Source organism: Pseudomonas sp. 65/3-MNA-CIBAN-0223 (assembly GCF_040310425.1).
GTDB lineage: Bacteria > Pseudomonadota > Gammaproteobacteria > Pseudomonadales > Pseudomonadaceae > Aquipseudomonas > Aquipseudomonas gregormendelii.
The window spans coordinates 202956-227722 of the sequence record NZ_JBEOPV010000009.1; the positions used below are offsets into that span (position 1 = coordinate 202956).

At 60.4% G+C, this 24767-nt stretch carries 24 protein-coding genes; 18 read left to right on the top strand and 6 right to left on the bottom strand.

Annotated features, from left to right (window positions below):
• The first annotated feature begins 58 nt into the window (after positions 1-58).
• From puuE to AAEZ09_RS13545, 9 genes are all read left to right on the top strand, one after another.
• Positions 59-985, top strand: a complete 927-nt coding sequence (gene puuE, locus AAEZ09_RS13505; protein ID WP_045060231.1) for an allantoinase PuuE — start codon at positions 59-61, stop codon at positions 983-985.
• Positions 982-1497 (top strand): 2-oxo-4-hydroxy-4-carboxy-5-ureidoimidazoline decarboxylase, encoded by a 516-nt coding sequence (gene uraD, locus AAEZ09_RS13510; protein WP_045060230.1) that lies wholly within the window; start codon positions 982-984, stop codon positions 1495-1497. The genes puuE and uraD overlap by 4 nt, the downstream gene beginning before the upstream one ends.
• 89 nt (positions 1498-1586) lie before the next feature.
• Positions 1587-2582, top strand: coding sequence for an allantoicase (gene alc / locus AAEZ09_RS13515; protein WP_350599738.1), 996 nt, complete (start codon positions 1587-1589; stop codon positions 2580-2582).
• Between the two features lie 117 nt (positions 2583-2699).
• Positions 2700-3203 carry an ureidoglycolate lyase gene (locus AAEZ09_RS13520; RefSeq protein WP_016773758.1) on the top strand — a complete coding sequence of 168 codons (504 nt, stop codon included), beginning with the start codon at positions 2700-2702 and terminating at the stop codon, positions 3201-3203.
• A 50-nt stretch (positions 3204-3253) separates the two neighbouring features.
• Positions 3254-4552 (top strand): urate hydroxylase PuuD, encoded by a 1299-nt coding sequence (locus AAEZ09_RS13525; protein WP_350599739.1) that lies wholly within the window; start codon positions 3254-3256, stop codon positions 4550-4552.
• A gap of 141 nt (positions 4553-4693) precedes the next feature.
• The gene (locus AAEZ09_RS13530; RefSeq protein WP_045060227.1) at positions 4694-6046 is read left to right on the top strand and encodes a nucleobase:cation symporter-2 family protein; all 1353 of its coding nucleotides are present in this window, start codon (positions 4694-4696) and stop codon (positions 6044-6046) included.
• 160 nt (positions 6047-6206) lie between these two features.
• Positions 6207-6992, top strand: coding sequence for an outer membrane protein OmpK (locus AAEZ09_RS13535; protein WP_350599740.1), 786 nt, complete (start codon positions 6207-6209; stop codon positions 6990-6992).
• A gap of 1 nt (position 6993) precedes the next feature.
• Positions 6994-7341, top strand: coding sequence for a hypothetical protein (locus tag AAEZ09_RS13540; protein WP_350599742.1), 348 nt, complete (start codon positions 6994-6996; stop codon positions 7339-7341).
• Between the two features lie 26 nt (positions 7342-7367).
• On the top strand, positions 7368-8153 hold the full coding sequence (locus AAEZ09_RS13545) for an outer membrane protein OmpK (protein WP_350599743.1): 786 nt from the start codon (positions 7368-7370) through the stop codon (positions 8151-8153).
• A gap of 144 nt (positions 8154-8297) precedes the next feature.
• Here AAEZ09_RS13545 and AAEZ09_RS13555 read toward each other — a convergent pair whose 3' ends face one another.
• Positions 8298-9452, bottom strand: coding sequence for a patatin-like phospholipase family protein (locus AAEZ09_RS13555; protein WP_045060224.1), 1155 nt, complete (start codon positions 9450-9452; stop codon positions 8298-8300).
• 52 nt (positions 9453-9504) lie between these two features.
• Positions 9505-10437 (bottom strand): lipid A biosynthesis lauroyl acyltransferase, encoded by a 933-nt coding sequence (locus AAEZ09_RS13560; protein ID WP_350599745.1) that lies wholly within the window; start codon positions 10435-10437, stop codon positions 9505-9507.
• Between the two features lie 118 nt (positions 10438-10555).
• Here AAEZ09_RS13560 and minC point away from each other — a divergent pair, with 118 nt between their 5' ends.
• The 7 genes from minC to AAEZ09_RS13595 all read left to right on the top strand — a co-directional run bounded on the left by minC (position 10556) and on the right by AAEZ09_RS13595 (position 17477).
• Complete coding sequence (gene minC, locus AAEZ09_RS13565) at positions 10556-11293, top strand: septum site-determining protein MinC (protein ID WP_045060241.1); 738 nt, start codon at positions 10556-10558, stop codon at positions 11291-11293.
• A gap of 202 nt (positions 11294-11495) precedes the next feature.
• Positions 11496-12308, top strand: coding sequence for a septum site-determining protein MinD (gene minD / locus AAEZ09_RS13570; RefSeq protein WP_045060222.1), 813 nt, complete (start codon positions 11496-11498; stop codon positions 12306-12308).
• Positions 12308-12562 (top strand): cell division topological specificity factor MinE, encoded by a 255-nt coding sequence (gene minE, locus AAEZ09_RS13575; RefSeq protein ID WP_007944431.1) that lies wholly within the window; start codon positions 12308-12310, stop codon positions 12560-12562. The genes minD and minE overlap by 1 nt, the downstream gene beginning before the upstream one ends.
• A gap of 180 nt (positions 12563-12742) precedes the next feature.
• Positions 12743-13378 carry an RluA family pseudouridine synthase gene (locus AAEZ09_RS13580; RefSeq protein ID WP_205892376.1) on the top strand — a complete coding sequence of 212 codons (636 nt, stop codon included), beginning with the start codon at positions 12743-12745 and terminating at the stop codon, positions 13376-13378.
• A gap of 243 nt (positions 13379-13621) precedes the next feature.
• Positions 13622-14911, top strand: coding sequence for a M18 family aminopeptidase (locus tag AAEZ09_RS13585; RefSeq protein ID WP_045060220.1), 1290 nt, complete (start codon positions 13622-13624; stop codon positions 14909-14911).
• 138 nt (positions 14912-15049) lie between these two features.
• Entirely contained in the window at positions 15050-15226 is a 177-nt protein-coding gene (locus tag AAEZ09_RS13590) for a hypothetical protein (protein WP_163019418.1), read from the top strand.
• A 76-nt stretch (positions 15227-15302) separates the two neighbouring features.
• Positions 15303-17477: a mechanosensitive ion channel domain-containing protein gene (locus AAEZ09_RS13595; protein WP_350599746.1), complete on the top strand. Its 2175-nt coding sequence runs from the start codon at positions 15303-15305 to the stop codon at positions 17475-17477.
• Positions 17478-17698: 221 nt separating this feature from the next.
• On the opposite strand, the gene AAEZ09_RS13600 is transcribed toward AAEZ09_RS13595, so the two are convergent.
• On the bottom strand, positions 17699-19372 hold the full coding sequence (locus AAEZ09_RS13600) for a DEAD/DEAH box helicase (RefSeq protein ID WP_045060217.1): 1674 nt from the start codon (positions 19370-19372) through the stop codon (positions 17699-17701).
• 432 nt (positions 19373-19804) lie between these two features.
• Between AAEZ09_RS13600 and AAEZ09_RS13605 the strand changes: the two genes are divergently transcribed.
• A complete protein-coding gene (locus AAEZ09_RS13605) occupies positions 19805-20596 on the top strand; it encodes a crotonase/enoyl-CoA hydratase family protein (protein ID WP_350599748.1) in 792 nt (263 codons plus the stop codon).
• A gap of 117 nt (positions 20597-20713) precedes the next feature.
• Here AAEZ09_RS13605 and AAEZ09_RS13610 read toward each other — a convergent pair whose 3' ends face one another.
• Positions 20714-21469 carry a spermidine synthase gene (locus AAEZ09_RS13610; RefSeq protein WP_045060215.1) on the bottom strand — a complete coding sequence of 252 codons (756 nt, stop codon included), beginning with the start codon at positions 21467-21469 and terminating at the stop codon, positions 20714-20716.
• A 161-nt stretch (positions 21470-21630) separates the two neighbouring features.
• On the opposite strand from AAEZ09_RS13610, the gene AAEZ09_RS13615 reads away from it, so the two are divergent.
• Positions 21631-22977, top strand: a complete 1347-nt coding sequence (locus AAEZ09_RS13615; protein WP_045060214.1) for a class II 3-deoxy-7-phosphoheptulonate synthase — start codon at positions 21631-21633, stop codon at positions 22975-22977.
• Between the two features lie 105 nt (positions 22978-23082).
• Here the strand turns inward: AAEZ09_RS13615 and AAEZ09_RS13620 are convergent, their stop codons facing one another.
• Together AAEZ09_RS13620 and AAEZ09_RS13625 are read right to left on the bottom strand one after the other, a co-directional pair.
• A complete protein-coding gene (locus AAEZ09_RS13620) occupies positions 23083-24312 on the bottom strand; it encodes a winged helix-turn-helix domain-containing protein (protein ID WP_350599749.1) in 1230 nt (409 codons plus the stop codon).
• Positions 24313-24522: 210 nt separating this feature from the next.
• A complete protein-coding gene (locus tag AAEZ09_RS13625) occupies positions 24523-24744 on the bottom strand; it encodes a DUF1127 domain-containing protein (RefSeq protein ID WP_350599751.1) in 222 nt (73 codons plus the stop codon).
• Positions 24745-24767 lie beyond the last annotated feature (23 nt).

Consider the following 24767-nt stretch of genomic DNA (forward strand, 5'->3'; position numbering starts at 1 on the left):
TGTGATTCCATCGCCAGGCCGCCACACAACCTGTCAACGAACAAGAAGGAAGACTGCAGTGAGCGCTGACTACCCACGCGACCTGGTCGGTTACGGCAGTAACCCTCCGCACCCACACTGGCCGGGCAATGCCCGCATCGCCTTGTCCTTCGTACTCAACTACGAAGAAGGTGGCGAGCGCAACATTCTGCATGGCGATAAAGAGTCTGAAGCGTTCCTCTCGGAAATGGTCTCGGCGCAGCCGCTGCAAGGCGAGCGCAACATGAGCATGGAATCGCTTTACGAGTATGGCAGCCGCGCCGGCGTCTGGCGGATCCTGAAACTGTTCAAGGAATTCGACATTCCGCTGACGATCTTCGCGGTGGCCATGGCCGCCCAGCGTCACCCGGACGTGATCCGCGCCATGGTCGATGCCGGCCACGAAATCTGCAGTCACGGCTATCGCTGGATCGACTACCAGTACATGGATGAGGCCCAGGAACGCGAGCACATGCTCGAAGCGATCCGCGTGCTCACCGAGATCACCGGTGAACGCCCACTGGGCTGGTACACCGGCCGCACCGGCCCGAACACTCGGCGCCTGGTCATGGAAGAAGGTGGTTTCCTTTACGACTGTGACACCTACGACGATGACCTGCCCTACTGGGAACCGAACAATCCGACCGGCAAGCCGCACCTGGTGATCCCTTACACCCTGGACACCAACGACATGCGCTTCACCCAGGTCCAGGGCTTCAACAAGGGCGATGATTTCTTCGAATACCTCAAAGACGCGTTCGATGTGCTGTACGCCGAAGGCGCCGAAGCACCGAAAATGCTCTCCATCGGCCTGCACTGCCGCTTGATCGGCCGTCCAGCGCGTCTGGCTTCGCTCAAACGCTTTATCGAATACGCTAAAAGTCATGAACAGGTGTGGTTCAGCCGTCGCGTCGACATCGCTCGCCACTGGCACGAAACCCACCCGTACCAAGGGCCTGCAAAATGAGCACTTTTCAAACTCTAAAACCCTCGACCCTGAGCCGCGACGCCTTCGTCAAAGCCTTTGCCGACATCTACGAACATTCGCCATGGGTGGCCGAGAAGGCCTTTGACCTGGGCCAGGACGCCTCGATCGACCAGATCGAAACCCTGCACCAGCGCATGAGCGACATCCTGTTGAGCGCCGATCACGCCAGCCAGCTGGCATTGATCAACGCTCACCCGGACCTGGCCGGCAAAGCTGCCGTCCAGGGCCAGCTGACCGAAGCCAGCACCAATGAACAGGCTGGCGCCGGTATTCACCAATGCACGGCAGAAGAGTTTTCTCGCTTCACCGAGCTGAACGACGCCTACAAAGCCAAGTTCAAGTTTCCCTTCATCATGGCGGTAAAAGGCAGCAACCGGCATCAGATCCTCGCGGCGTTCGAAACGCGCATCAACAACTCGGTCGACACCGAATTCAAGTGCGCGCTGGCGGAGATCAACAAGATCGCCCTGTTCCGATTACTGACCCTATAAGCGAGCCTGGCCCAGGTGTTCTCAAACGCAAATGACACCCGGGGCCTTGCAAGCATCCCAAGCCAACTTATTAAAGGCAGACAAGAAGAATGAAAGCTTACGCCGTACCTTTCGAGAAGTTCGTCAACCTGGCCGATGCCCGCCTGGGCACCAAGATCATCTCGGTCACCGATGACTGGTTCGCAGACGCCAATCGTCTGTTCCAACCGACCCCGGCCGTATGGAAGGAGGGCGTGTTCGATGACAACGGCAAGTGGATGGACGGCTGGGAGTCGCGCCGCAAGCGTTTCGAAGGTTACGACAGCGCTGTGATCCGCCTGGGTGTACCAGGTTCGATCAAGGGCGTGGACATCGACACTTCATTCTTCACCGGCAACTTCCCGCCATCGGCGTCCCTGGAAGCCTGCTTCCTGGCCTCGGGCGAACCAGACGACAACACCCAGTGGACTGAAGTGCTGTCGGCCGTCGAGCTGCAGGGCAACAGCCATCACTACCACGAAATCAGCAACGACCAGTCGTTCAGCCACCTGCGTTTCAACATCTACCCGGACGGTGGTGTGGCTCGACTGCGCGTGTACGGCATTCCGTTCCGCGACTGGTCGGCCGTGGGCGACAACGAGCAAGTTGACCTGGCTGCAGCCCTGAACGGCGGCCGCGCCCTCGCCTGCTCCGACGAACACTTCGGTCGCATGAGCAACATCCTGAACCCGGGCCGTGGCATCAACATGGGCGACGGCTGGGAAACCGCACGTCGTCGTACCCCGGGCAATGACTGGGTCATCGTCGCGCTGGGTCATCCGGGCGAGATCGAAAAAATCATCGTCGACACCCTGCACTTCAAGGGCAACTACCCGGACACCTGCTCCATCCAGGGCGCGTTCGTGAAAGGCGGTACCGACAGCCAGATCGAAACCCAGTCGCTGTTCTGGCGTGAGCTGTTGCCGGCGCAGAAGCTGGAAATGCACGCCGAGCACACCTTCTCCGAGCAGATCAAGGCACTGGGGCCAATCACCCACATCCGCCTGAACGTGTTCCCGGACGGTGGTGTGAGCCGCCTGCGCGTTTTGGGCAAGGTCGCTAAATAAGCGCTGAACCCAATCGCCAGCAGGCTGGCTCCCACATTGGCAATGCATTCCCCTGTGGGAGCCAGCCTGCTGGCGATAGCAACAGAACCAACAACACAGAATTCGGAAAAGAACAGCATGCGCACACTGACGATTGAACCGCTGACCAAAGAAGCCTTCGCCCCTTTCGGTGACGTCATTGAAACCGACGGCAGCGATCACTTCATGATCAACAACGGTTCGACCATGCGCTTCCATAAACTGGCGACGGTTGAAACCGCTACGCCTGAGGACAACGCCATCATCAGCATCTTCCGCGCCGACGCGCAGGACATGCCACTGACCGTTTGCATGCTGGAGCGCCATCCGCTGGGCAGCCAGGCTTTCATTCCTCTGCTCGGCAACCCCTTTCTGATCGTGGTCGCGCCAGTTGGCGATGAACCTGTATCAGGCTTGGTCCGCGCCTTCGTCACCAACGGCAGGCAGGGCATTAATTACCATCGCGGCGTTTGGCACCATCCGGTGCTGACGATCGAAAAGCGGGATGACTTCCTGGTGGTTGATCGCAGTGGCACAGGCAATAACTGCGATGAGCATTTTTTCAAAGAGGATGAGCGTTTGATCCTCGCCCCCCACCAATAAGAGAAGGTCTGATCACTCGAATACAGAGTGACAGGCGAGAGGTAAAGACTGTGGAAGCACATCTGTTGGAATGGCTGAACCTGAGCGTGCGCTGGGTTCACATGATTACTGGCGTGGCCTGGATCGGTGCGTCGTTCTATTTCGTCTGGCTGGAGAACAACCTCAATCGGGTCAACCCGAAAAGTGGTCTGGCCGGTGATTTGTGGGCGATCCATGGCGGCGGTATCTACCACCTGGAAAAATACAAACTGGCTCCACCAACCATGCCGGACAACCTGCACTGGTTCAAATGGGAAGCCTACTTCACCTGGATGTCGGGGATCGCGCTGCTGTGCGTGGTGTTCTACTCCAACCCGACGCTCTACCTGCTGGCTCCTGGCAGCAGCCTGACCGGTCCTGAAGGCGTTCTGTTGGGCATCGGCTCGCTGTTCGTTGGCTGGTTCGTCTACTCCTTCCTCTGCGACTCGGCCCTGGGCAAGCGCCCTGCGCTGCTGGGTTTCATTCTGTTCGTGCTGATCATTGGCGCCGCCTACGGCTTCAGTAAAGTGTTCAGCGGTCGTGGTGCTTACCTGCACGTCGGTGCGATCATCGGCACCATCATGGTCGGCAACGTGTTCCGCATCATCATGCCAGCACAACGTGCGCTGGTGGCGGCGATTGCCGAGAACCGCACGCCCGATCCGGCACTGCCGGCCAAAGGCCTGCTGCGCTCACGGCACAACAACTACTTCACCTTGCCCGTGCTGTTCATCATGATCAGCAACCACTTCCCGAGCACCTATGGCAGCCAGTACAACTGGCTGATCCTGGCCGGGATCGCGGTACTGGCAGTGCTGGTGCGTCACTACTTCAACACCCGTCACGACAGCCACAAATTTGCCTGGACCCTGCCGGTGGCAGCGGTGGGCATGATTTGCCTGGCCTATGTGTCCGGTCCGAAGCCGATGTCCAGCGCGCCTGAAGTCGCCAAGGCCACCATCGAGTACCAGCCACTGCCGGAAACCGCCCTGGGCGGTGACAAGAAGCCGGTTGAAGCTGCACCCGCGACGGCTCCTGCAACGGCACCGACCCAGGCAGCGAATGCCCGCCCGGGTTTTGACAAGGTGCACAACGTGATCCAGGAACGCTGCACGGTTTGCCATTCCGCCAAGCCGACCAGCCCGCTGTTCAGTGCCGCACCGGCTGGCGTGATGTTCGACACCCCCGACCAGATCCGCCAGAACGCCCCGCGTATCCAGGCGCAAGCGGTCGCCAGCCAGATCATGCCACTGGGCAACATCACCCAGATGACCCAGCAGGAACGTGACCTGATTGGTGCTTGGATCGTGCAGGGAGCCCAGACCAATTAACCGCTGAAAAGCATCGCGAGCAAGCCTTGCTCCCACTGGATTCCCAGGAATTCTGTAGGAGCAAGGCTTCCCCGCGATCGGCCGCCGCACGGTCGACCTGATGCACATAATCACAAGAATAAAAAAGATCCGAGGTGTTGCATGTCCGAGCTATCCGAAGCGCGCATCCCCGACGCACCCGCTATTCAGCGTTTGCCCCTGTTGCAACTGATCCTGGTTGGACTGCAGCACGTTCTGCTGATGTACGGTGGCGCCATTGCGGTGCCGCTGATCATCGGACAGGCCGCAGGCCTGAGTCGCGAAGAAATCGCTTTCCTGATCAACGCCGACCTGCTGGTTGCCGGCATCGCAACCATCGTGCAGTCCCTGGGCATCGGCCCGATGGGCATCCGCATGCCGGTGATGATGGGCGCCAGCTTTGCCGCCGTCGGCAGCATGGTTGCCATGGCAGGAATGCCTGGCATCGGCCTGCAAGGCATTTTCGGCGCGACCATTGCCGCGGGCTTCTTCGGCATGATCATCGCCCCGTTCATGTCCAGGGTCGTACGTTTTTTCCCGCCCCTGGTGACCGGCACGGTCATCACCTCAATCGGTTTGTCGCTGTTCCCCGTGGCCGTCAATTGGGCCGGCGGTGGCGCCGGCGCGGCGCAATTCGGCTCACCGATCTACCTGGCCATCGCCGCCCTGGTGCTGGGCACCATTTTGCTGGTGCACCGTTTCATGCGCGGCTTCTGGGTCAATATCTCGGTGCTGATCGGCATGTGCCTGGGTTATGTGATCTGCGGCCTGATCGGCATGGTCGACCTCAGCGGCATGGCCCAGGCGCCCTGGGTACAGATCGTCACCCCGCTGCATTTCGGCATGCCGAAATTCGAGCTCGCACCGATCCTGTCCATGTGCCTGGTGGTGGTGATCATCTTCGTCGAGTCCACCGGCATGTTTCTCGCCCTGGGCAAGATCACCGGGCAGGAAGTTTGCCCGCGGATGCTGCGCCGCGGCCTGTTATGTGACGCCGGTGCTTCGTTCTTCGCCGGTTTCTTCAACACCTTCACCCACTCCTCGTTCGCCCAGAACATCGGCCTGGTGCAGATGACCGGCGTACGCTGCCGCTCGGTCACCATCGTCGCCGGCGGCTTGCTGATCGTGCTGAGCCTGCTGCCCAAAGCGGCGTTTCTGGTGGCGTCGATTCCACCGGCGGTATTGGGCGGTGCAGCCATTGCCATGTTCGGCATGGTTGCGGCCACCGGGATCAAGATTCTGCAGGAAGCCGACATCGGTGACCGTCGCAACCAGTTGCTGGTGGCGGTGAGCATCGGCATGGGGTTGATCCCGGTGGTGCGGCCGGAGTTTTTCGCCCATCTGCCCTTGTGGATGAGCCCGATCACCCACAGCGGAATCGCGATGGCGACGTTGAGCGCGCTGTCGCTGAACCTGCTGTTCAACATCCTCGGCGGCAAGGAACGCGCCGCCATCAACGACTGCCACGCGCACTGACAAATAAGTACACGCCCCGCCAGGTGGAAGCGAGCCTGCTCGCGATGACGTTATCGGAATCAACACTTCATTGACTGATACACCGCCATCGCGAGCAGGCTCACTCCCACAGGGTTGGAGCCCCCGTGCCTTGAACAATAAAAACAAGAAGGAGCACCAGATGATCCGGAATCAGAAAAACCTGCTGCTGGGCGCCGCCCTGCTGACCACTGGCCAGGTCATGGCCGGCGACTTGTTGCTGTGGCAGACCAACAGCCTGAGCTATCTCTATGGCAAGGACTTTGCGGTCAACCCGTCGATCCAGCAGACGGTGACATTCGAGCACGCCGATGGCTGGAAGTACGGCGACAACTTCATGTTCATCGACAGCACCTACTACAACGGCGAGCAAGACCGCAACAAAGGCGTTCACGCCTATTACGGCGAGTTCAGCCCGCGACTGTCCCTGGGCAAGATCCTTGACCGACGCTTCGAATTCGGCCCGATCAAGGACGTGTTGCTGGCCATGACCTACGAGAATGGCGAAGACGACAGCGAGGCCTACCTGATCGGCCCCGGTTTTAACCTCGCAATACCGGGCTTCAACTTCTTCACCTTGAATTTTTATTATCGCCAGACCGAAGGCTCGCGCCCCGGCAGCGATGTCTGGCAAGTCAGCCCGGCCTGGTCCTACACCCTTCCACTCGGCAATTCGAGTGTACTGATCGACGGCTACCTGGACTGGGTGGTGGATAACGACCAGAACGCCCGTGGCACTTATCACGCCAACGTGCACTTCAACCCGCAGATCAAGTACGACCTGGGCAAGTCCATGGGTTGGCGGGAGAAACAGGTGTACGTCGGCATCGAATACCGCTACTGGAAAGACAAGTACGGCATCGAAAACAGCGCCAATTTCGACACCAATGAAAACACCACCAGCCTGCTGGTGAAGGTGCACTTCTAAGATGACCCGCAACCGTGCCCCAAACCTGTCGTCGGTGCGCTGTTGCGGGGCACTTGAGACCTGGCCAAGGAGTCAGTATTCTCCGCGACCGCCTGAATCCGCTTTAAAAAAAAGCCCGGATTTAATTCCTGACCAGAAAGCCAACTTATCCCGGCTCTGGACGGTATCAAGGCATCCCCGAACCACTCTCAATCGACTGTTTTCGAGCAGCCGAGCGGGAGTTTTTTGGTTTTCGCAAAGCCTTGGCGCAGCTTTTGCTAACAGCAATAAAGCTGACCGAATGGATGATTTTTTGCAGCTAAAGAAAAAGGCGCCACACCAGAGCGCCGACCTTAAAAAAATAACGTGATACCACTACTTTTTGGGAGCAACCGAATGAAACGTACGTGCACTAGCCTGATGCTGGCAGGATCGTTGCTGGCCGGGGGCCAGGCCATGGCCGGCGACTTGCTGCAGTGGCAGGACAACAGCCTGACTTACCTGTATGGCAAAGACTTCCAGGTCAACCCGCGCATCCAGCAGACCGTGACATTCGAACACGCCGACGGCTGGAAATACGGGGACAACTTCTTCTTCATCGACAAGATTTTCTACAACGGCAAGGAAGACTCTTTCGCCGGCAAGAACACTCACTACGGCGAATTCAGCCCGCGCTTGTCGTTCAACAAGATTTTCAACCAGAAGCTGGAGTTCGGCCCGATCAAGGACGTGCTGCTGGCCATGACCTATGAGTTCGGCGAAGACGACACCGAGTCGTACCTGATCGGTCCGGGTTTTGACCTGGCCATCCCCGGCTTCGACTACTTCCAGTTGAACTTCTATAACCGTCACACCGAAGGCGACCGTGCGGGTGACGATGTCTGGCAGATCACGCCGGCCTGGTCCTACACCCTCCCGGTGGGTGACTCGGACGTGCTGATCGACGGCTTCATGGACTGGGTGGTCGACAACGACGTGAACGACAAAGGCGAATACCACGCCAACCTGCACTTCAATCCGCAAGTCAAATACGACCTGGGCAAGGCCCTGAGTCTGGGTGCCAAGCAGTTGTACGTCGGTGTCGAGTATGACTACTGGAAAAACAAGTACGGTATCGAAGACAGCCAGGGCTTCAAAACCGATCAGAGCGTGACCAGCTTCCTGGTCAAGGTTCACTTCTGATTTTGTAAGAGTGAGCCTGCTCGCGAAGGACCAGAGAGCGCCATGATTTTGTAGGAGCGAGCCTGCTCGCGAAGGACCAGAGAGCGCCACGGGGTTTCAGGCTCCCAGCGTCATCGTTAACGTCCATCGCGAGCCAGCTCGCTCCTACAGCAACCCCAGAAACCGGGACAACTCCCCGCGCTTGGCCAGCGCATCGCGCCGCCCCAAATCAATCAACTCGCTGCAATACCCCGCCTCGAACAACAGATAACTCAACACCCCCGCTCCACTTGTCTTGGTCGCCCCCGGTCCGCGCAGGAACAGGCGTAGCGCCGCTGGTAATTCCTGCCGATGCCGCGCAGCGATCTCATCGATCGGCTGGCTCGGTGAGATCACCAGCACCTCCACCGGCGCCACGCCAAGCGCTCGGGTGGGCGTGCCATCTGGCATCAGGTGACTGAACTGGTTCAGACGCTGCAGCAGCTCGATGTCGCTTTCCAGGCTGTCGATGAACGTGCTGTTGAGCATGTGCCCGCCAATTTGCGCGAGGGTCGGCTGCTGGCCGGTATAGGCGCGTTGCAGCGGCTGCTCGGGATCGACCCCGCGCGGGTTGCCGCTGACCCCCACCACCAGCACGCGGCTGGCACCAAGATGCAGGGCCGGACTGATCGGGGCCGATTGGCGTACCGCGCCGTCGCCGAAATACTCTTCACCGATTTTCACCGGCGCGAACAGCAGCGGAATCGCGGAACTGGCGAGCAGGTGCTCAATCGTCAATTGCGTAGGCACGCCGATGCGACGATGGCGTAACCAGGCGTCGATGGTGCCGCCGCCCTGGTAGAACGTGACGGCCTGACCCGACTCATAGCCAAACGCAGTGACCGCCACGGCCTGTAACTGTTTCTGCGCGATCGCCTCAGCGATGCCGGACAACTGCAGCTTGTCGTCGAGCAGTCCGCGCAATGGCGAACTGTCAAGCAAGGCCACCGGCACCTGGGCACCGATCCCGAGCAGGCTGTGACCGACAAAGCGGCTGGCCTGATGGATCACCCCTGGCCAGTCGCTGCGCAACACCAGATGACTGCGAAAGCCTTGCCAGAACGCCGTCAGGCGCTCGATGGCGGCACGAAAATCCAGCGCGCCACTGGCCAGGCTGACCGCATTGATCGCACCCGCCGAGGTACCGACAATGACCGGAAACGGATTACGTGCACCCTGCGGCAGCAACTCGGCAATCGCCGCCAGCACTCCCACCTGATAGGCCGCCCGAGCCCCACCGCCGGAAAGAATCAAGCCTGTAACCGGTTCAACGGGACTCATCGCAACGCTCCATGGTACTTGTTGGTAGTCCGCTCCTGCAGGGGATCATGTCTCAACCGCGCTTGGCGTACAGCTTGGGTTCACCGGGTGGGCGGCTCTTGAAACGCCGATGCGCCCACAGGTATTGCTGCGGACAGTCGCGCAGCACGCCTTCGACCCACTGATTGATGCGAATGCAGTCGGCTTCCTCGGTTTCCCCCGGGAAGCCTTCGAGCGGCGCATGGATCATCAGTCGATAGCCGCTGCCGTCCGCCAGGCGCTCCTGGGTGAACGGCACCACCAGCGCCTTGCCCAGCCGTGCGAACTTGCTGGTGGCCGTCACAGTAGCGGCCTGAATGCCAAACAGCGGCACGAAGATACTTTGCTTGGCGCCGTAGTCCTGGTCCGGTGCATACCAGATCGCGCGTCCGGCCCGCAGCAGCTTGAGCATGCCGCGCACGTCGTCACGCTCCACGGCCAGCGAGTCGAGATTGTGGCGCTCGCGGCCGCGGCGCTGGATGTAATCGAACAGCGGGTTCTTGTGCTCGCGGTACATGCCATCAATGGTGTGCCGCTGGCCGAGCAACGCTGCCCCGATTTCCAGGGTGGTGAAATGCACGGCCATCAGGATCACCCCCTTGCCTTCGCGTTGGGCTTTTTGCAGATGCTCCAGGCCTTCGACATGCGCCAGCTTCGCCAGCCGCTCGCGCGACCACCACCAGCTCATGGCCATTTCAAAGAAGGCGATGCCGGTGGAAGCGAAATTTTCCTTGAGCAGGTGTTTGCGCTCGGCGGCGGATTTTTCCGGAAAACACAATTCGAGATTGCGCTTGGCGATGCGCCGTCTGTCGCCCGCCAGGCGATACATGACGGCGCCCAGGAGCCGACCGATGGACAGCAACGCCGGATAAGGCAGTTGGACAATCAGCCACAATAGCCCCAGACCACACCACAGCGGCCAGAAACGCGGGTAAAGAAATGCTCTTCGAAAACGCGGGCGATCCATTAAAGGTTCCGTCAAGACAATGGCCGCGCATTCTACATCGTTAGACCCGGCTTGCGGCCTGCGGGCGTTCTCGTTATAAGTCTCGGCACTTTTAGTGACAAGTCGTTGTATGCCGACCATGAGCCAAACCGAACCGCTAGACAAAGATCCCGTGTTCCAGTTGAAGGGCAGCATGCTCGCCATTACGGTGCTGGAACTGGCCCGTAACGACCTCGAGAACCTCGATCGACAACTGGCCGCCAAGGTCGCCCAGGCGCCTAACTTCTTCAGCAACGCGCCACTGGTGTTGGCCCTGGACAAACTTCCACCGGGTGAAGGCGCCGTTGATCTGCCGGGCCTGATGCGCGTGTGCCGCCAGCATGGCCTGCGCACCCTGGCGATCCGTGCCAGTCGCATCGAGGACATTGCTGCGGCCATTGCGGTCGACCTGCCGGTGCTGCCACCGTCCGGTGCCCGTGAGCGAGCCCTGGACCCGAATGAAGGCGTTGTCGTGAAAAAACCGGAGAAACCACCGGAGCCGACGATCAAGCCGACCAAAATCATCACCTCCCCCGTGCGCGGCGGCCAGCAGATTTACGCCCAGGGTTGCGACCTGGTGGTGATTTCCTCCGTCAGCCCGGGGGCGGAACTTCTCGCCGATGGCAACATCCATGTATACGGCCCGATGCGCGGTCGCGTGCTGGCCGGGGTCAAAGGCGACACCAAGGCCAGGATTTTCTGTCAGCAGATGAGCGCTGAACTGGTCTCCATTGCAGGCCACTACAAGGTTTCGGAGGACCTGCGACGCGACCCTTTATGGGGTTCAGGCGTTCAGGTCAGCCTGTCGGGCGATGTGTTGAACATCATTCGGCTTTAACGGATACTGCCGCATTTTCCAAGCATCTCTAAAACGTAGCGAAAACGGCTTGAACGAAGTGGGAAAATGGCCAGAAAGCAGTGTTTACCGAAGGTAAGCGCCGTTCAGGGCCGGATTCCAGCCAAGGCTGTCCGACTGCAGTAGTTTTCCAGAGATGTTTTTTCAGGGGCTAAATGTCCTTTTTCCTTAGGGGTGAAACACCTTGGCCAAGATTCTCGTGGTTACATCCGGCAAGGGTGGTGTGGGTAAGACCACCACCAGTGCCGCTATCGGTACCGGCCTCGCACTGCGCGGCCACAAGACAGTTATCGTCGACTTCGACGTAGGCCTGCGTAACCTCGACCTGATCATGGGTTGCGAACGCCGCGTGGTGTACGACTTCGTCAACGTGGTCAACGGCGAAGCCAACCTGCAACAGGCCCTGATCAAAGACAAGCGCCTGGAAAACCTTTACGTACTGGCCGCCAGCCAGACCCGCGACAAAGACGCGCTGACCGTCGAAGGCGTGGAAAAAGTCCTGATGGCGTTGAAGGAAGACTTCGAGTTCGTGGTCTGCGACTCCCCGGCAGGTATCGAGAAGGGCGCTCACCTGGCGATGTACTTCGCTGATGAAGCGATCATCGTGACCAACCCGGAAGTGTCCTCGGTACGTGACTCGGATCGCATGCTGGGCCTGTTGGCCAGCAAGTCGCGCCGCGCTGAAAAGGGCGAGGATCCGATCAAGGAACACCTGCTGCTGACCCGCTACAACCCGCAACGCGTGAATGACGGTGAGATGCTCGGCGTGGAAGACGTCAAGGAAATCCTGTCTGTCACCCTGCTTGGCGTGATTCCGGAATCCCAGGCTGTACTCAAGGCCTCCAACTCGGGTGTGCCCGTGATTCTCGACGACCAGAGCGATGCCGGCCAGGCATACAGCGATGCCGTCGATCGTCTGCTGGGCAAAACCGTGGAGCATCGTTTCCTCGATGTCACGAAGAAGGGATTCTTCGAGCGCCTGTTTGGAGGTAGGTAATGAACATTTTTGACTTCTTTCGAGCCAACAAGAAGCCAAGCACAGCCTCGGTAGCGAAAGAGCGTCTACAGATCATCGTGGCGCATGAACGCGGCCAACGCAGTACACCGGACTACCTGCCAGCCTTGCAGAAGGAACTGGTGGAGGTGATCCGCAAGTACGTCAATATCGGGTCCGATGACGTGCATGTCGCTCTGGAAAACCAGGGCAGCTGCTCGATTCTGGAACTCAATATCACCCTGCCTGATCGCTGAGTCGATCCGGCTGGAGCCACGGCGGCTCAGGCCCTTCGGGACCGTGTAGGAGCTGCCGCAGGCTGCGATCTCTTGATCTTGTTTTTAAAGGCAAAATCAAAAGATCGCAGCCTGCGGCAGCTCCTACGGGGACAATGAAGGGCGTGAGTCGCCGTTGGCGTTTGTTACGAGGCTGTTTTAATGCCGCTGTCCAACATCCAGATCATCCACCAGGACGCCGGCGTCCTGGTGGTGAACAAACCGACCTTGCTGCTCTCCGTCCCTGGCCGGGCCGATGACAACAAGGACTGCCTGATCACCCGCCTGCAGGAAAATGGCTACCCTGAGGCGCGCATCGTCCACCGGCTGGATTGGGAGACGTCCGGCATCATCCTGCTGGCGCGTGACCCGGATACTCATCGCGAGTTGTCCCGGCAGTTTCACGACCGCGAAACGGAGAAAGCCTACACCGCCCTGTGCTGGGGCCAGCCGGAACTGGACAGTGGCAGCATTGACTTGCCCCTGCGCTACGACCCGCCGACCAAACCCCGCCACGTGGTGGATCACGAATTTGGCAAGCACGCGCTGACATTTTGGCGAGTGCTGGAGCGTTGCGGTGACTGGTGCCGGGTCGAACTGACGCCCATCACTGGCCGCTCCCATCAACTGCGCGTTCATATGCTGTCCATTGGTCATCCACTGCTGGGCGACGGGCTCTATGCCCACGAACAGGCACTGGCCGCCTGGCCAAGGCTGTGCCTGCACGCCAGCATGCTGAGCTTCACCCATCCGCAATCCGGCGAACGCCTGCGCTTCGAGTGTCCCGCACCGTTCTAGGCTACTGCCTTCCCCCGCCAATCGCGGGCAAGCCTTGCCCCCACAGTTGGCCAGTTCATAGCTTGTGCGAACCACACAAACCTGTGGGAGAGAGGCTTGCCCGCGATGGCGGTGCGTCAGTCGACATCTATGCCGGCTGGCAATCCGTATTCGCGAGCAAGCCCGCTCCCACAGGGATCGGCTCGATAGGCACATTAGCCGCCCAATACGTTAAACTGGCGCCACTGCTGTCTGGAGCTTTTTATGCGCGAAGAGTTGAACCAAGGCCTGATCGACTTTCTCAAGGCCTCCCCTACCCCCTTTCATGCCACTGCCAGCCTTGTACAGCGCCTGGAAGCGGCGGGCTACCAGCGTCTTGACGAGCGCGAGTCCTGGAACACCGAAGCGAACGGTCGCTACTACGTCACCCGCAATGACTCTTCAATTGTCGCGATCAAGATGGGCCGCCACTCCCCACTCAACAGCGGTATCCGCCTGGTGGGCGCCCACACCGACAGCCCGTGCCTGCGGGTCAAGCCGCAGCCGGAGTTGCAGCGCCAGGGTTTCTGGCAGCTGGGCGTGGAAGTCTACGGCGGCGCCTTGCTGGCACCCTGGTTCGACCGCGACCTGTCGCTGGCCGGCCGGGTCACTTTCCGCCGCGACGGCAAGGTCGAAAGCCAGCTGATCGATTTCAAGCTGCCGATTGCCATCATTCCCAACCTGGCCATTCACCTCAATCGTGAAGCCAACATGGGCTGGGCGATCAATGCCCAAACCGAACTGCCGCCGATCCTCGCGCAGTTTGCCGGCGACGAGCGCGTGGATTTTCGTGCTGTGCTCACCAACCAGCTGGCCCTGGAACATGGTTTGAATGCCGACGTGGTGCTCGACTACGAGCTGAGCTTCTACGACACCCAGGCCGCTGCGATCATCGGCCTGCATGGCGACTTCATTGCCGGTGCGCGCCTGGACAACCTGCTGTCGTGTTATGCCGGCTTGCAGGCATTGCTCACCGCCGAGACCGATGAAACCTGCGTGCTGGTGGCCAACGACCACGAAGAAGTCGGCTCCTGCTCGGCCTGCGGTGCCGACGGCCCAATGCTTGAGCAAACCTTGCGCCGCTTGCTGCCGGAGGGTGACGAGTTTGTCCGCACCATCCAGAAATCCCTGCTGGTATCGGCCGACAACGCCCATGGCGTGCACCCCAACTACGCCGACAAGCACGATGCCAACCACGGCCCGAAACTCAACGCCGGCCCCGTCATCAAGGTCAACAGCAACCAGCGCTACGCCACCAATAGCGAAACCGCCGGGTTCTTCCGTCACTTGTGCATGGCTGAAGAAGTGCCGGTGCAAAGCTTCGTGGTGCGCAGCGACATGGGCTGCGGCTCGACCATCGGCCCGATCACCGCCAGCCACCTGGGCGTGCGCACGGTCGACATCGGCTTGCCGACGTTCGCCATGCACTCGATCCGCGAGTTGTGCGGCAGCCATGACCTGGCGCACCTTGTGAAAGTACTGAGCGCGTTCTACGCCAGTCACGAATTGCCATGACACCCGTGTAGGAGCCTGGCTTGCCGGCGATGGCGGTTTCAATGACTCCATCGCCGGCAAGCCGGGCTCCCAAGGCCTGTGCTCGACCCACCAAACCCGCCTAGAATTCAAGTAATCCCTTTCGACAAGGCCGTCGCCATGATCACCATGCAATCCTTCCACGCCATGCTGATCCCGATCCTCACCGGGATGATCCTGCTGGCCATCGGATTCAATTTCCGCGACAAGAATGCCGGCGTGTTCGCAATGTGGATTGGCATGCTGACGATCCTTGGCACCGTGGTGTTCAAGATCCTCGCCAAACTCAACGAATAAATACTCGCCCCGACTCGCATTGATTTTGGCGGGCTCGTACACTCGGGCAATCTGATCTCCCAAGGTTGACCGCCTAGTGTTTGTTCGTCTTTTTGCCCTGCCGTATTTCCTCTTCGTCTGCCTCATGACGCTGTTACCGCTGGCGTCTGCCGAGGCGGTCGGCCTGCCCGGGCTGCTCAATGGCTCGGAGAAACCCCAGCCGGAGGCGCAAGCGCCTCTCGGGCAGTCCCTGGACGATGTCATCAAGTCGCTGGAAAACGACCAGCAGCGCAGCAAACTGCTGGCCGACCTGAAAAAACTCCGCGATGCCACCAAGCAAGTCCAGCCAGCCGCCGAACAAGGTGTGCTTGGTTTGATCGGCGGCACGCTGGCCAGTTTCGAGAAACAGTTTTCCGGGGAGGACAGCCCGATTACCCGCTGGTCCCAAGAGTACGACCTGGCCAAGGACGAGCTGCAAGCGCTGATTCTGCCGGCCAACGAATGGCTGCCGATCATCTTCGCCTTCGCCATGATCCTGATGGTCTGGAGCCTGCTTGCTGCCGTGCTGATCTGGCTCGGCCACCGCGTGCGCATGCGCTTCGGCCTGACCGAAGAGCTGCCCCAACACCCCAAGGCCCTGGATATGTTGCGCTTCGCCCTGCGCAAACTCGGGCCCTGGTTGATCGCCCTGGTCATGACCGTGTACATGACCTACGCCCTGCCCTCGTCACTGGGCAAAAGCCTGGCCATGGTCCTTGCCTATGCGCTGGTGGTGGGCACCTGTTTCTCGGCTATCTGCGTGATCGCCTTTTCCGTTCTGGACGGCCCGCACCGGCACCGCGCCTTGTTCATCTTGCGGCACCAGGCCTTCCGGCCACTGTGGCTGATCGGCAGTTTTGCCGCGTTTGGTGAGGCACTGAGCGACCCGCGCCTGGTGGAAAGTCTTGGCAGCCACCTGGCGCACACCGCCGCGACCATAGCCAATGTCCTGGCAGCGCTGTCCACGGGACTGTTCATCTTGCGTTTCCGCCGCCCGATCGCCCACCTGATCCGCAACCAGCCACTGTCGCGCCGCCTGACCCGCCGCGCACTCAGCGACAGCATCGATATCCTGGGCACCTTCTGGTATGTACCGGCGCTGGTGCTGGTAGCGATCTCGCTGTTTGCCACGTTCGTATCCGCCGGTGATACCAGCACCGCACTGCGCCAGTCGCTGATCTGCACCGTGCTGCTGGTGTTGTGCATGGTGATCAACGGCCTGGTGCGGCGTCACTCGCTCAGGCCGCAACGCGGGGTGAAGCGCCATGCACTGTATTCGGATCGTCTGAAAAGCTTCTTCTACACCCTGGCCCACCTGGTGGTCTGGCTGGCGTTCATCGAATTGGGCCTGCGCGTCTGGGGCATGTCGTTGATAGCCTTCACCGAGGGTGAAGGCCATGAAATCAGCGTCAAGCTGTTAAGCGTGGCCGGCACGCTGATGTTCGCCTGGCTGATCTGGATTCTCAGCGACACCGCGGTGCACCACGCCCTGACCCGCTCGCGCAAAGGCCTGGCCAACGCCCGGGCGCAGACGATGATGCCGCTGATTCGCAACGTGCTGTTCGTGGCCATTTTCATCATCGCGCTGATCGTCGCCCTGGCCAACATGGGCATGAACGTCACGCCGCTGCTGGCGGGTGCCGGCGTAATCGGCCTGGCCATCGGTTTTGGCGCGCAGTCCCTGGTCGCCGACCTGATCACCGGCCTGTTCATCATCATTGAAGACTCACTGGCCATTGATGACTACGTGGACGTCGGCGGGCACCTGGGGACCGTCGAAGGCCTCACGATCCGCACGGTACGCCTGCGGGACATCGACGGTATCGTGCACACCATCCCGTTCAGCGAAATCAAAAGCATCAAGAACTACTCCCGGGAGTTCGGCTACGCGATTTTCCGGGTGGCGGTGCCGTCCAGCATGGACATCGACGAAGCGATCAAGCTGATGCGTGATGTCGGCCAGAAAATGCGCACCGACCCGCTGCAGCGGCGCAACATCTGGTCTCCGCTGGAGATCCAGGGCGTCGAGAGTTTCGAGTCAGGCAACGCGATCCTGCGCGCCCGATTCAAGACGGCACCGATCAAGCAGTGGGAAGTGTCGCGGGCGTTCAACCTGTCGCTCAAACGCCATCTGGATGAGGCAGGAATGGATCTGGCAACGCCGCGCATGAGTGTGCAGGTGGTAACGGCGGGCGGCGGACCGATAGCGCAAACAACCTCGAAACCTGACTAACCTAACCCGTAGGAGCTGCCGCAGGCTGCGATCTTTTGATCTTCAATTGCCCAAGATCAAGATCAAAAGATCGCAGCCTGCGACAGCTCCTACAGTGGGTTCGAGCAGCGGCAGCAACAGCGGCAGCAGCGGCGGCGGCGGCGGGTACGTTTTCAAAGGCAAAAAAAATCCCCGAACCAGTCGGGGATTTTTTATGTTCGATCAATCAACCCGAGGGCCGATCAATCTTCGCGATAGCGACGCAGCTTCAACTGCTTGCCAGCAACGCGAGTGTCCTTCAGCTTGGTCAGGAGCTTTTCCAGACCATCTTCCGGCAGCTCGACGAGGCTGAAGCTGTCACGCACCTGGATGCGACCGATGGCTTCGCGGGCCAGGCCGCCTTCGTTCAGGATGGCGCCCAGCAGGTTCTTGGCAGCGATACCATCACGCGCACCCAGCGCGGTACGGCAACGAGCACGACCTTCAGCCAATGGAACCGGAGCGCGACGCTCACGATCACCACGGTCCGGACGATCACCGGTACGCTCTGGACGATCGCCACGCGGTGCATTGTTCGGCACCAGTGGACGTTCTTTCTCGATCGCGGCCAGGGTCAACGCCTGGGCGTTGGTTGCCTTGCGCAACAGGGCAGCGGCCAGGGCACGCGGAGTGCAACCGATGTCGGCGGTCAGGCGATCCAGCAGATCACCGTGGGTCGATTCGGCGTCAGCCACCAGTGGCGACAGGCTGTTGGTCAGTTTCTTGATGCGAGCATCGAGAACAGCTTGTGCGTCCGGCAGGCGAACTTCGGCAACCTTTTGACCGGTTACACGCTCGATCACTTGCAGCATGCGGCGCTCACGTGGAGTCACCAGCAACAGCGCACGACCTTCGCGACCGGCACGGCCAGTACGGCCGATACGGTGAACGTAGGACTCTGGATCGTACGGCATGTCAACGTTGAACACGTGAGTGATGCGCGGAACGTCCAGGCCACGAGCGGCAACGTCGGTCGCCACAACGATGTCCAGACGGCCATCCTTGAGGGAGTCGATCACGCGCTCACGCTGGTTCTGGGCAATGTCACCGTTCAGCGCAGCGGCTTTGTAGCCTTTGGCTTCCAGGGCGCTGGCCAGGTCCAGGGTCGCTTGCTTGGTGCGTACGAACATGATCAGGGCGTCGAAATCTTCAACTTCCAGCAGGCTCAATACAGCCGAGGTCTTCTGGTCAGCGTGAACCAACAGGTGAGCCTGTTCGATCGCGGTAACGGTCTGAGTCTTGGTCTGGATCTTCACGTGTTGCGGATCGCGCAGATGGCGTTCGGCAATGGCACGGATCGACTGCGGCAAGGTTGCCGAGAACAATACGGTCTGGCGGGTTGCAGGCAGGGACTTGAAGATGACTTCGAGGTCGTCCATGAAACCCAGTTTGAGCATTTCGTCAGCTTCGTCGAGAACCAGGTGGTTCACGGTCGACAGGACTTTTTCGTCGCGACGCAGGTGGTCGCACAGACGGCCCGGGGTGGCGACAACGATTTGTGCGCCGTTACGGATTGCTTTCAGTTGTGGGCCCATAGGCGCGCCGCCGTAAACGGCCACAACGGTAACGCCCGGCATTTGCTTGGCGTAGGTTTCGAAAGCGGTTGCTACTTGCAGCGCCAACTCACGGGTTGGCGCCAGGATCAGGGCTTGCGGCTCGCGCTTGGCAGGATCGATGCAATGCAGAATAGGCAGGGCGAACGCAGCGGTTTTACCCGTACCGGTTTGCGCCTGGCCAATCATGTCCTGGCCGGCCATGATGATTGGGATCGATTGCTGCTGAATAGCCGAAGGTTCTTCGTAGCCAGTCGCAATGACGGCTGCAAGGATATTCGGATTAAGATTAAAAGCGGCGAAGCCGCCGGTTTCCTGGGTCATGGGTCTGCCTCTAAGTGCATCCGCAAAGACCCATGCTCCAAAGCTGCGCATGCCGTGTAAGACTCAAGAGTCGCCCTGGCTGCTTTGTCGGCGGGGATTTGCGAAAACGAATGAATGAAAAAGATTCGTCAAGGGAGAGTCCGCTGTGCGGACGTGCAGCCGAAGCTGACTTCGGGGAATTGCGCTACCTAAACGCGGCCTGGTTAAAGGCCGGCGCGCACTATACCGGAATTCGGGCAAAAAGGGAGCATTATTTGTCGGAAAACTGACGTATACGCCGTTGTGTCACAGGCTTTGCGCAGAATCCAACCAGGGTCTACTTTTCAAAGGCCCGGCCCTGCTGGAGATGGCGCTAAAACGGTTCACCCTGCTGAGCCGCCACCTTTGCCCTGCGCCCGGCAACCGCCCCCTTCCCGCCCGAGGAATTGCCCCATGAATCAGCCCTGCTCCAGTCGAGTCAGCCGCGAACGGCGCGGTCATGTGCTGTTGATCGGTTTGGACCGGGTGGCCAAGCGCAATGCGTTCGACCTCGACCTGCTGAATGAACTGAGCCTGGCCTATGGCGAGTTCGAAGCCGACCGCGAAGCGCGGGTGGCGGTAGTGTTTGGCCACGGCGAGCATTTTACCGCCGGGCTCGACCTGGTCAGCGCCAGTGCCAGCCTGGCCGAAGGCTGGCAGGTGCCCCCCGGTGGCTGCGATCCATGGGGAATCCAGGCCGGCCCTCGGGTGAGCAAGCCGGTGATCGTCGTCGCCCAGGGATACTGCCTGACCATTGGCATCGAATTGATGCTGGCCGCTGATATCAACCTGTGCGCCAGCAATACCCGCTTCGCCCAGAAAGAAGTGCAACGCGGGATTTTCCCGTTCGGCGGCGCCACCTTGCGCCTGCATCAGGTTGCCGGCTGGGGCAATGCAATGCGCTGGTTACTTACCGGGGATGAGTTCGATGCCCATGAGGCGCTGCACCTGGGCCTGGTCCAGGAAGTCATGGCCAGTGAGGATTTGCTGCCACGGGCACTGGAGTTGGCTGAACGGATCGCCCGTCAGGCGCCGCTTGGGGTGCAGGCGACCCTGATGTCGGCCCGGCAGGCGCGCTATGAAGGAGAAACGGCGGCAGCGCTGGGGCTGGCGCCGCTGGCGAAGAAGCTGCTGGGCAGTGAGGATGCCAGGGAGGGAGTGCGGTCGATGATCGAGAAGCGACCTGGCGTGTTTAAGGGACTTTGAGGGATGTATTGACTGTGGGGCCCTCATCGCGGGCAAGCCCGCTCCCACAATGATTGCGTCGTATACGAAACCTGTGGGAGCGGGCTTGCCCGCGATGAGGGCCTCACAGACGCCGACTCATGTTGCCGGGCGAATAGCCTTGATCAGCGACTGCAACGAATACCCCAATCGCGGCGCCAGCCCTTCGGCCCGGGCCACCAGGGCGTCCATGTCGAGCTCCTGATCCAGCTCTGACGGCACCAGTAAAATCACATTGCCCTCTTTCACCGGCAACTCCCAGTAATGGCGGTGATACAGCCCGCGCAACAGCGCAGCGCCCAGCGGCTTGCCATCGTCGGTCGCCCACTGATTGATCACCAGCCATCCGCCCGGATTCAGGCGCTTTTGACAGTTCTCCAGGAAACTCCAGGCCAGGTGGCCGACCCCAGGCCCGACATCGGTATACAGGTCGACGAAAATCAGGTCTGCAGGCTCCGCAGTGTCCAGCAACTCCAGCGCGTCGCCGACCCTGATATACAGGCGCGGATCATCATCCAGCCCCAGGTATTCAATGGCCAGGCGCGGCACGTCGGGCCGCAGCTCGATGGCTTCGACGTCTTCCAGCGGCAGGAATTTCAGGCAGGCCTGGGTCAGCGTACCGGCGCCCAGCCCCAGGAACAATGCACTTTCCGGCTGCTCGTGGCACAACGCACCGATCAGCATCGCGCGGGTGTAATCGTATTCGAGCCAGCTCGGGTCGGCGGTGAACACGCAACTCTGTTCGATGGCGTCACCGAACTCGAGAAATCGGTAGTCCGCCACTTCCAGCACGCGTATCACGCCGAACTCATCCTGTACCTCGGCGAGCAGATGCTCGACGCGCTCCTCGGTCATTTCGTCTCCTGGTCGTCTCGGGCCTGCAGCTTGGGGAAACAGCAGCGCAGTCAACCGCTGATGCGGCTGCAAAGGCGCGATTGTCAGCGATGCAACGGGAACAGGTCACGCACTAATTGCTGATAACATGAGGGTCCGAGCGTAAAACTACCGAGACCGTGATGAGCCAACCCTGGAGCCCTGACAGCTGGCGCGCCCTGCCGATCCAGCAACAACCCGCCTACCCAGACGCAGCACATTTGCTGCAGGTCGAGCAAACCCTGGCCAGCTATCCGCCGCTGGTGTTTGCCGGTGAAGCCCGGGAGTTGCGTCGCCAGTTCGCCGAAGTGACACAGGGTCGGGCGTTTCTGTTGCAGGGCGGCGATTGCGCTGAAAGTTTTGCCGAATTCTCCGCAGCAAAAATTCGCGACACCTTCAAGGTGCTGCTGCAAATGGCCATCGTCATGACCTTTGCTGCCGGCTGCCCGGTGGTCAAGGTCGGTCGCATGGCCGGGCAGTTCGCCAAACCCCGTTCGGCCAATGACGAAACCATCGACGGCGTCACCTTGCCGGCCTACCGTGGCGATATCGTCAACGGCATCGGCTTCGATGAAAAAAGCCGCGTGCCGGATCCGGAACGCCTGCTGCAGTCCTACCACCAGTCCACCGCCACCCTCAACCTGCTGCGCGCGTTTGCCCAGGGTGGTTTTGCCGACCTGCATCAGGTGCACAAGTGGAACCTGGACTTCATCGCCAACTCGGCACTGGCTGAGAAATACAGCCACCTGGCCGATCGCATCGATGAAACCCTGGCCTTCATGCGCGCCTGCGGCATGGACAGCTCGCCACAGCTGCGCGAGACCAGTTTCTTCACTGCGCACGAGGCCTTGCTGCTCAATTACGAAGAAGCTTTTGTTCGCCGTGACAGCCTGACCAACGATTACTATGACTGTTCAGCGCACATGCTGTGGATTGGCGACCGCACTCGCCAGCTGGACGGCGCTCACGTCGAGTTTCTGCGTGGCGTGAACAATCCGATCGGGGTCAAGGTCGGCCCGAGCATGAACCCCGACGACCTGATCCGCCTGATTGATGTGCTCAACCCGGACAACGACCCTGGCCGCCTGAACCTGATCGCCCGAATGGGCGCCAACAAAGTCGGTGACCACCTGCCCGCCCTCATCCGCGCTGTGCAGCGCGAGGGCAAGCAGGTGCTGTGGAGTTCCGACCCGATGCACGGCAACACCATCAAGGCCAGCAGCGGCTACAAGACCCGCGACTTTGCGCAGATCCTGGGCGAAGTGAAGCAATTCTTCCAGGTTCACCAGGCCGAAGGCAGTTATGCCGGCGGGATTCATATCGAGATGACAGGACAGAACGTGACCGAATGCATCGGCGGCGCGCGGCCGATTACCGAGGACGGGTTGTCAGACCGCTACCACACCCATTGTGACCCGCGGATGAATGCAGATCAGTCGCTGGAATTGGCGTTCTTGATTGCCGAGACGTTGAAGCAAGTCCGGCGGTAAACCACTTTGAAACAATCGCGAGCGGGCTAGCTTCCACATTTTGACGGCGTTGTTCTGCCAAACGCGGTCAACTGTGGGAGCGAGCCTGCTCGCGATGAGGCCAGCTCAGGCACCCTCAATCCCAGCCAATGCCACTCTTAATCTGGCCGCACTCACCCGCTGGCAATTCAACTGCACCTGCGCCAGCCCCAGCCAATCGGCCATCCGCCGCAAATTCACCGCCAACGCCAGCATCCCCTCATCGTCCAGCCCCGGCTCTTCCTCGTGCACGGCATGCACCGCCAAGCGGCCGTGCGCGCGCTCCGCGCGCAAATCTACCCGCGCCGATATTCGTTCGTTGTGCAAAAACGGCAGCACGTAATAGCCATAGACCCGTTTATCCCGGGGCGTATAAATCTCCAGCCGATAGCGAAAATCAAACAACCGCTCGGTACGGCCGCGCTCCCAGATCAGTGAATCGAAGGGCGACAGCAAGGCGCTGGCCTCGACCTTGCGTGGCACTTTCGGCTCGGGCAGGCAAAAGGCCGGTTGCCGCCAACCCTGGACCTCACAGGACAGCAATGCGCCCGCCTCCAGCAGTTCCGCCAGGCGCGAACGCGCATCGCCCGGATTCAGGCGAAAGTAGTCACGCAGGTCCTTTTCCGTCGCGATGCCCAAGGCATTGGCCGCATGCAGCAACAGGCCACGCTGGGCCTCATCTTCCGAGAGCATCGGCTGCTGGAGGATGACCGCGGGAAGCACCCGCTCCGGCAAGTCATACAACCGCTCGAATCCACGTCGTCCGGCAACAGTCACTTCACCGGCGGCAAACAACCATTCCAGCGCGTGTTTTTCCGCGCTCCAGTCCCACCATGGCCCGGCTCTTTCCTGGCGAGTCGACAGGCTGCCTGCGCCCAACGCCCCGAGTTCCTGAACCGAGCCAAGGACGCGGCGGATGATGTCCTGGTGCTCACGACCGAAACGCGCCAGTTGCTGATAAATATCTTCGCCCCGGCCTGCCCGCGCCATCCGCCAGCGCATCAAGGGGAACATCGACAAGGGCAGCAGGGACGCTTCATGCCCCCAGTATTCAAACAGCGTGCGCTGCCGCCCCTGACTCCAGGCCGCCTGATCAAGCAAGGCGGATGAATAACAGCCCAGGCGCGAAAACAGGGGAAGGTAGTGCGAGCGCACCAGTGCATTGACCGAATCGATCTGCAGGATACCCAGACGTTCGATCAAACGATTGACCTGGATTGATTTGACCAGCGCTGGCGGCTGGCGCCCACCGAACCCCTGGGAGCTCAACGCCAGGCGCCTGGCCTGCAGCAAGGAAAAATACGAGGAGGTAGACATTCAAAGGCTCATGCAGAGGTCTGTGTCCACCTTAGCGGCCCACGCATGAAACGCCAATGGCGTGACCTCATCGCCTTTTCAGCAGGTGCCCGCCCGGCTCCAGCGAACGAATACGACCGCCTGCTGCCGCCCATGAAAAACCCCATGACCCGGGCTTGCGCCACGCGTGATGGGGTTGTGACCAGGCATGTGCCATCGGTGTTTCCAGCCTTATTTGCCGCCGCCCAATGGGTCTTGCCAGAAGTGACGCTCCGCTTCCTGCGCCACGTCCGCGCGACTCAGGCCGATGTCCTTCAAGGCCTCATCGCTCATGCCCGCCAACATTTCCCGTTCGCGGTGCAGTTCATACCAGCGGGTCAGCTTGTGCAGCAGATCCGAGGCGAAGTGAATGGAGTGTTTTTCTACTGCGCTGACATCCTGTTGACCTTTCATCTTGTTGCCCTCCGTTTGGGATG

Bases quoted from the DNA above. Each gene is read 5' to 3' on its own strand.
- AAEZ09_RS13545 (WP_350599743.1), top strand. From the start codon at position 7,368: ATGAAACGTACGTGCACTAGCCTGATGCTGGCAGGATCGTTGCTGGCC.
- AAEZ09_RS13530 (WP_045060227.1), top strand. From the start codon at position 4,694: ATGTCCGAGCTATCCGAAGCGCGCATCCCCGACGCACCCGCTATTCAG.
- minE (WP_007944431.1), top strand. From the start codon at position 12,308: ATGAACATTTTTGACTTCTTTCGAGCCAACAAGAAGCCAAGCACAGCC.
- AAEZ09_RS13605 (WP_350599748.1), top strand. From the start codon at position 19,805: ATGAATCAGCCCTGCTCCAGTCGAGTCAGCCGCGAACGGCGCGGTCAT.
- AAEZ09_RS13520 (WP_016773758.1), top strand. From the start codon at position 2,700: ATGCGCACACTGACGATTGAACCGCTGACCAAAGAAGCCTTCGCCCCT.
- AAEZ09_RS13600 (WP_045060217.1), bottom strand. From the start codon at position 19,372: ATGACCCAGGAAACCGGCGGCTTCGCCGCTTTTAATCTTAATCCGAAT.
- AAEZ09_RS13540 (WP_350599742.1), top strand. From the start codon at position 6,994: ATGACCCGCAACCGTGCCCCAAACCTGTCGTCGGTGCGCTGTTGCGGG.
- AAEZ09_RS13620 (WP_350599749.1), bottom strand. From the start codon at position 24,312: ATGTCTACCTCCTCGTATTTTTCCTTGCTGCAGGCCAGGCGCCTGGCG.
- minC (WP_045060241.1), top strand. From the start codon at position 10,556: ATGAGCCAAACCGAACCGCTAGACAAAGATCCCGTGTTCCAGTTGAAG.
- AAEZ09_RS13585 (WP_045060220.1), top strand. From the start codon at position 13,622: ATGCGCGAAGAGTTGAACCAAGGCCTGATCGACTTTCTCAAGGCCTCC.
- AAEZ09_RS13615 (WP_045060214.1), top strand. From the start codon at position 21,631: ATGAGCCAACCCTGGAGCCCTGACAGCTGGCGCGCCCTGCCGATCCAG.
- AAEZ09_RS13535 (WP_350599740.1), top strand. From the start codon at position 6,207: ATGATCCGGAATCAGAAAAACCTGCTGCTGGGCGCCGCCCTGCTGACC.
- uraD (WP_045060230.1), top strand. From the start codon at position 982: ATGAGCACTTTTCAAACTCTAAAACCCTCGACCCTGAGCCGCGACGCC.
- AAEZ09_RS13555 (WP_045060224.1), bottom strand. From the start codon at position 9,452: ATGAGTCCCGTTGAACCGGTTACAGGCTTGATTCTTTCCGGCGGTGGG.
- AAEZ09_RS13625 (WP_350599751.1), bottom strand. From the start codon at position 24,744: ATGAAAGGTCAACAGGATGTCAGCGCAGTAGAAAAACACTCCATTCAC.
- AAEZ09_RS13560 (WP_350599745.1), bottom strand. From the start codon at position 10,437: ATGGATCGCCCGCGTTTTCGAAGAGCATTTCTTTACCCGCGTTTCTGG.
- AAEZ09_RS13590 (WP_163019418.1), top strand. From the start codon at position 15,050: ATGATCACCATGCAATCCTTCCACGCCATGCTGATCCCGATCCTCACC.
- AAEZ09_RS13610 (WP_045060215.1), bottom strand. From the start codon at position 21,469: ATGACCGAGGAGCGCGTCGAGCATCTGCTCGCCGAGGTACAGGATGAG.
- AAEZ09_RS13580 (WP_205892376.1), top strand. From the start codon at position 12,743: ATGCCGCTGTCCAACATCCAGATCATCCACCAGGACGCCGGCGTCCTG.
- alc (WP_350599738.1), top strand. From the start codon at position 1,587: ATGAAAGCTTACGCCGTACCTTTCGAGAAGTTCGTCAACCTGGCCGAT.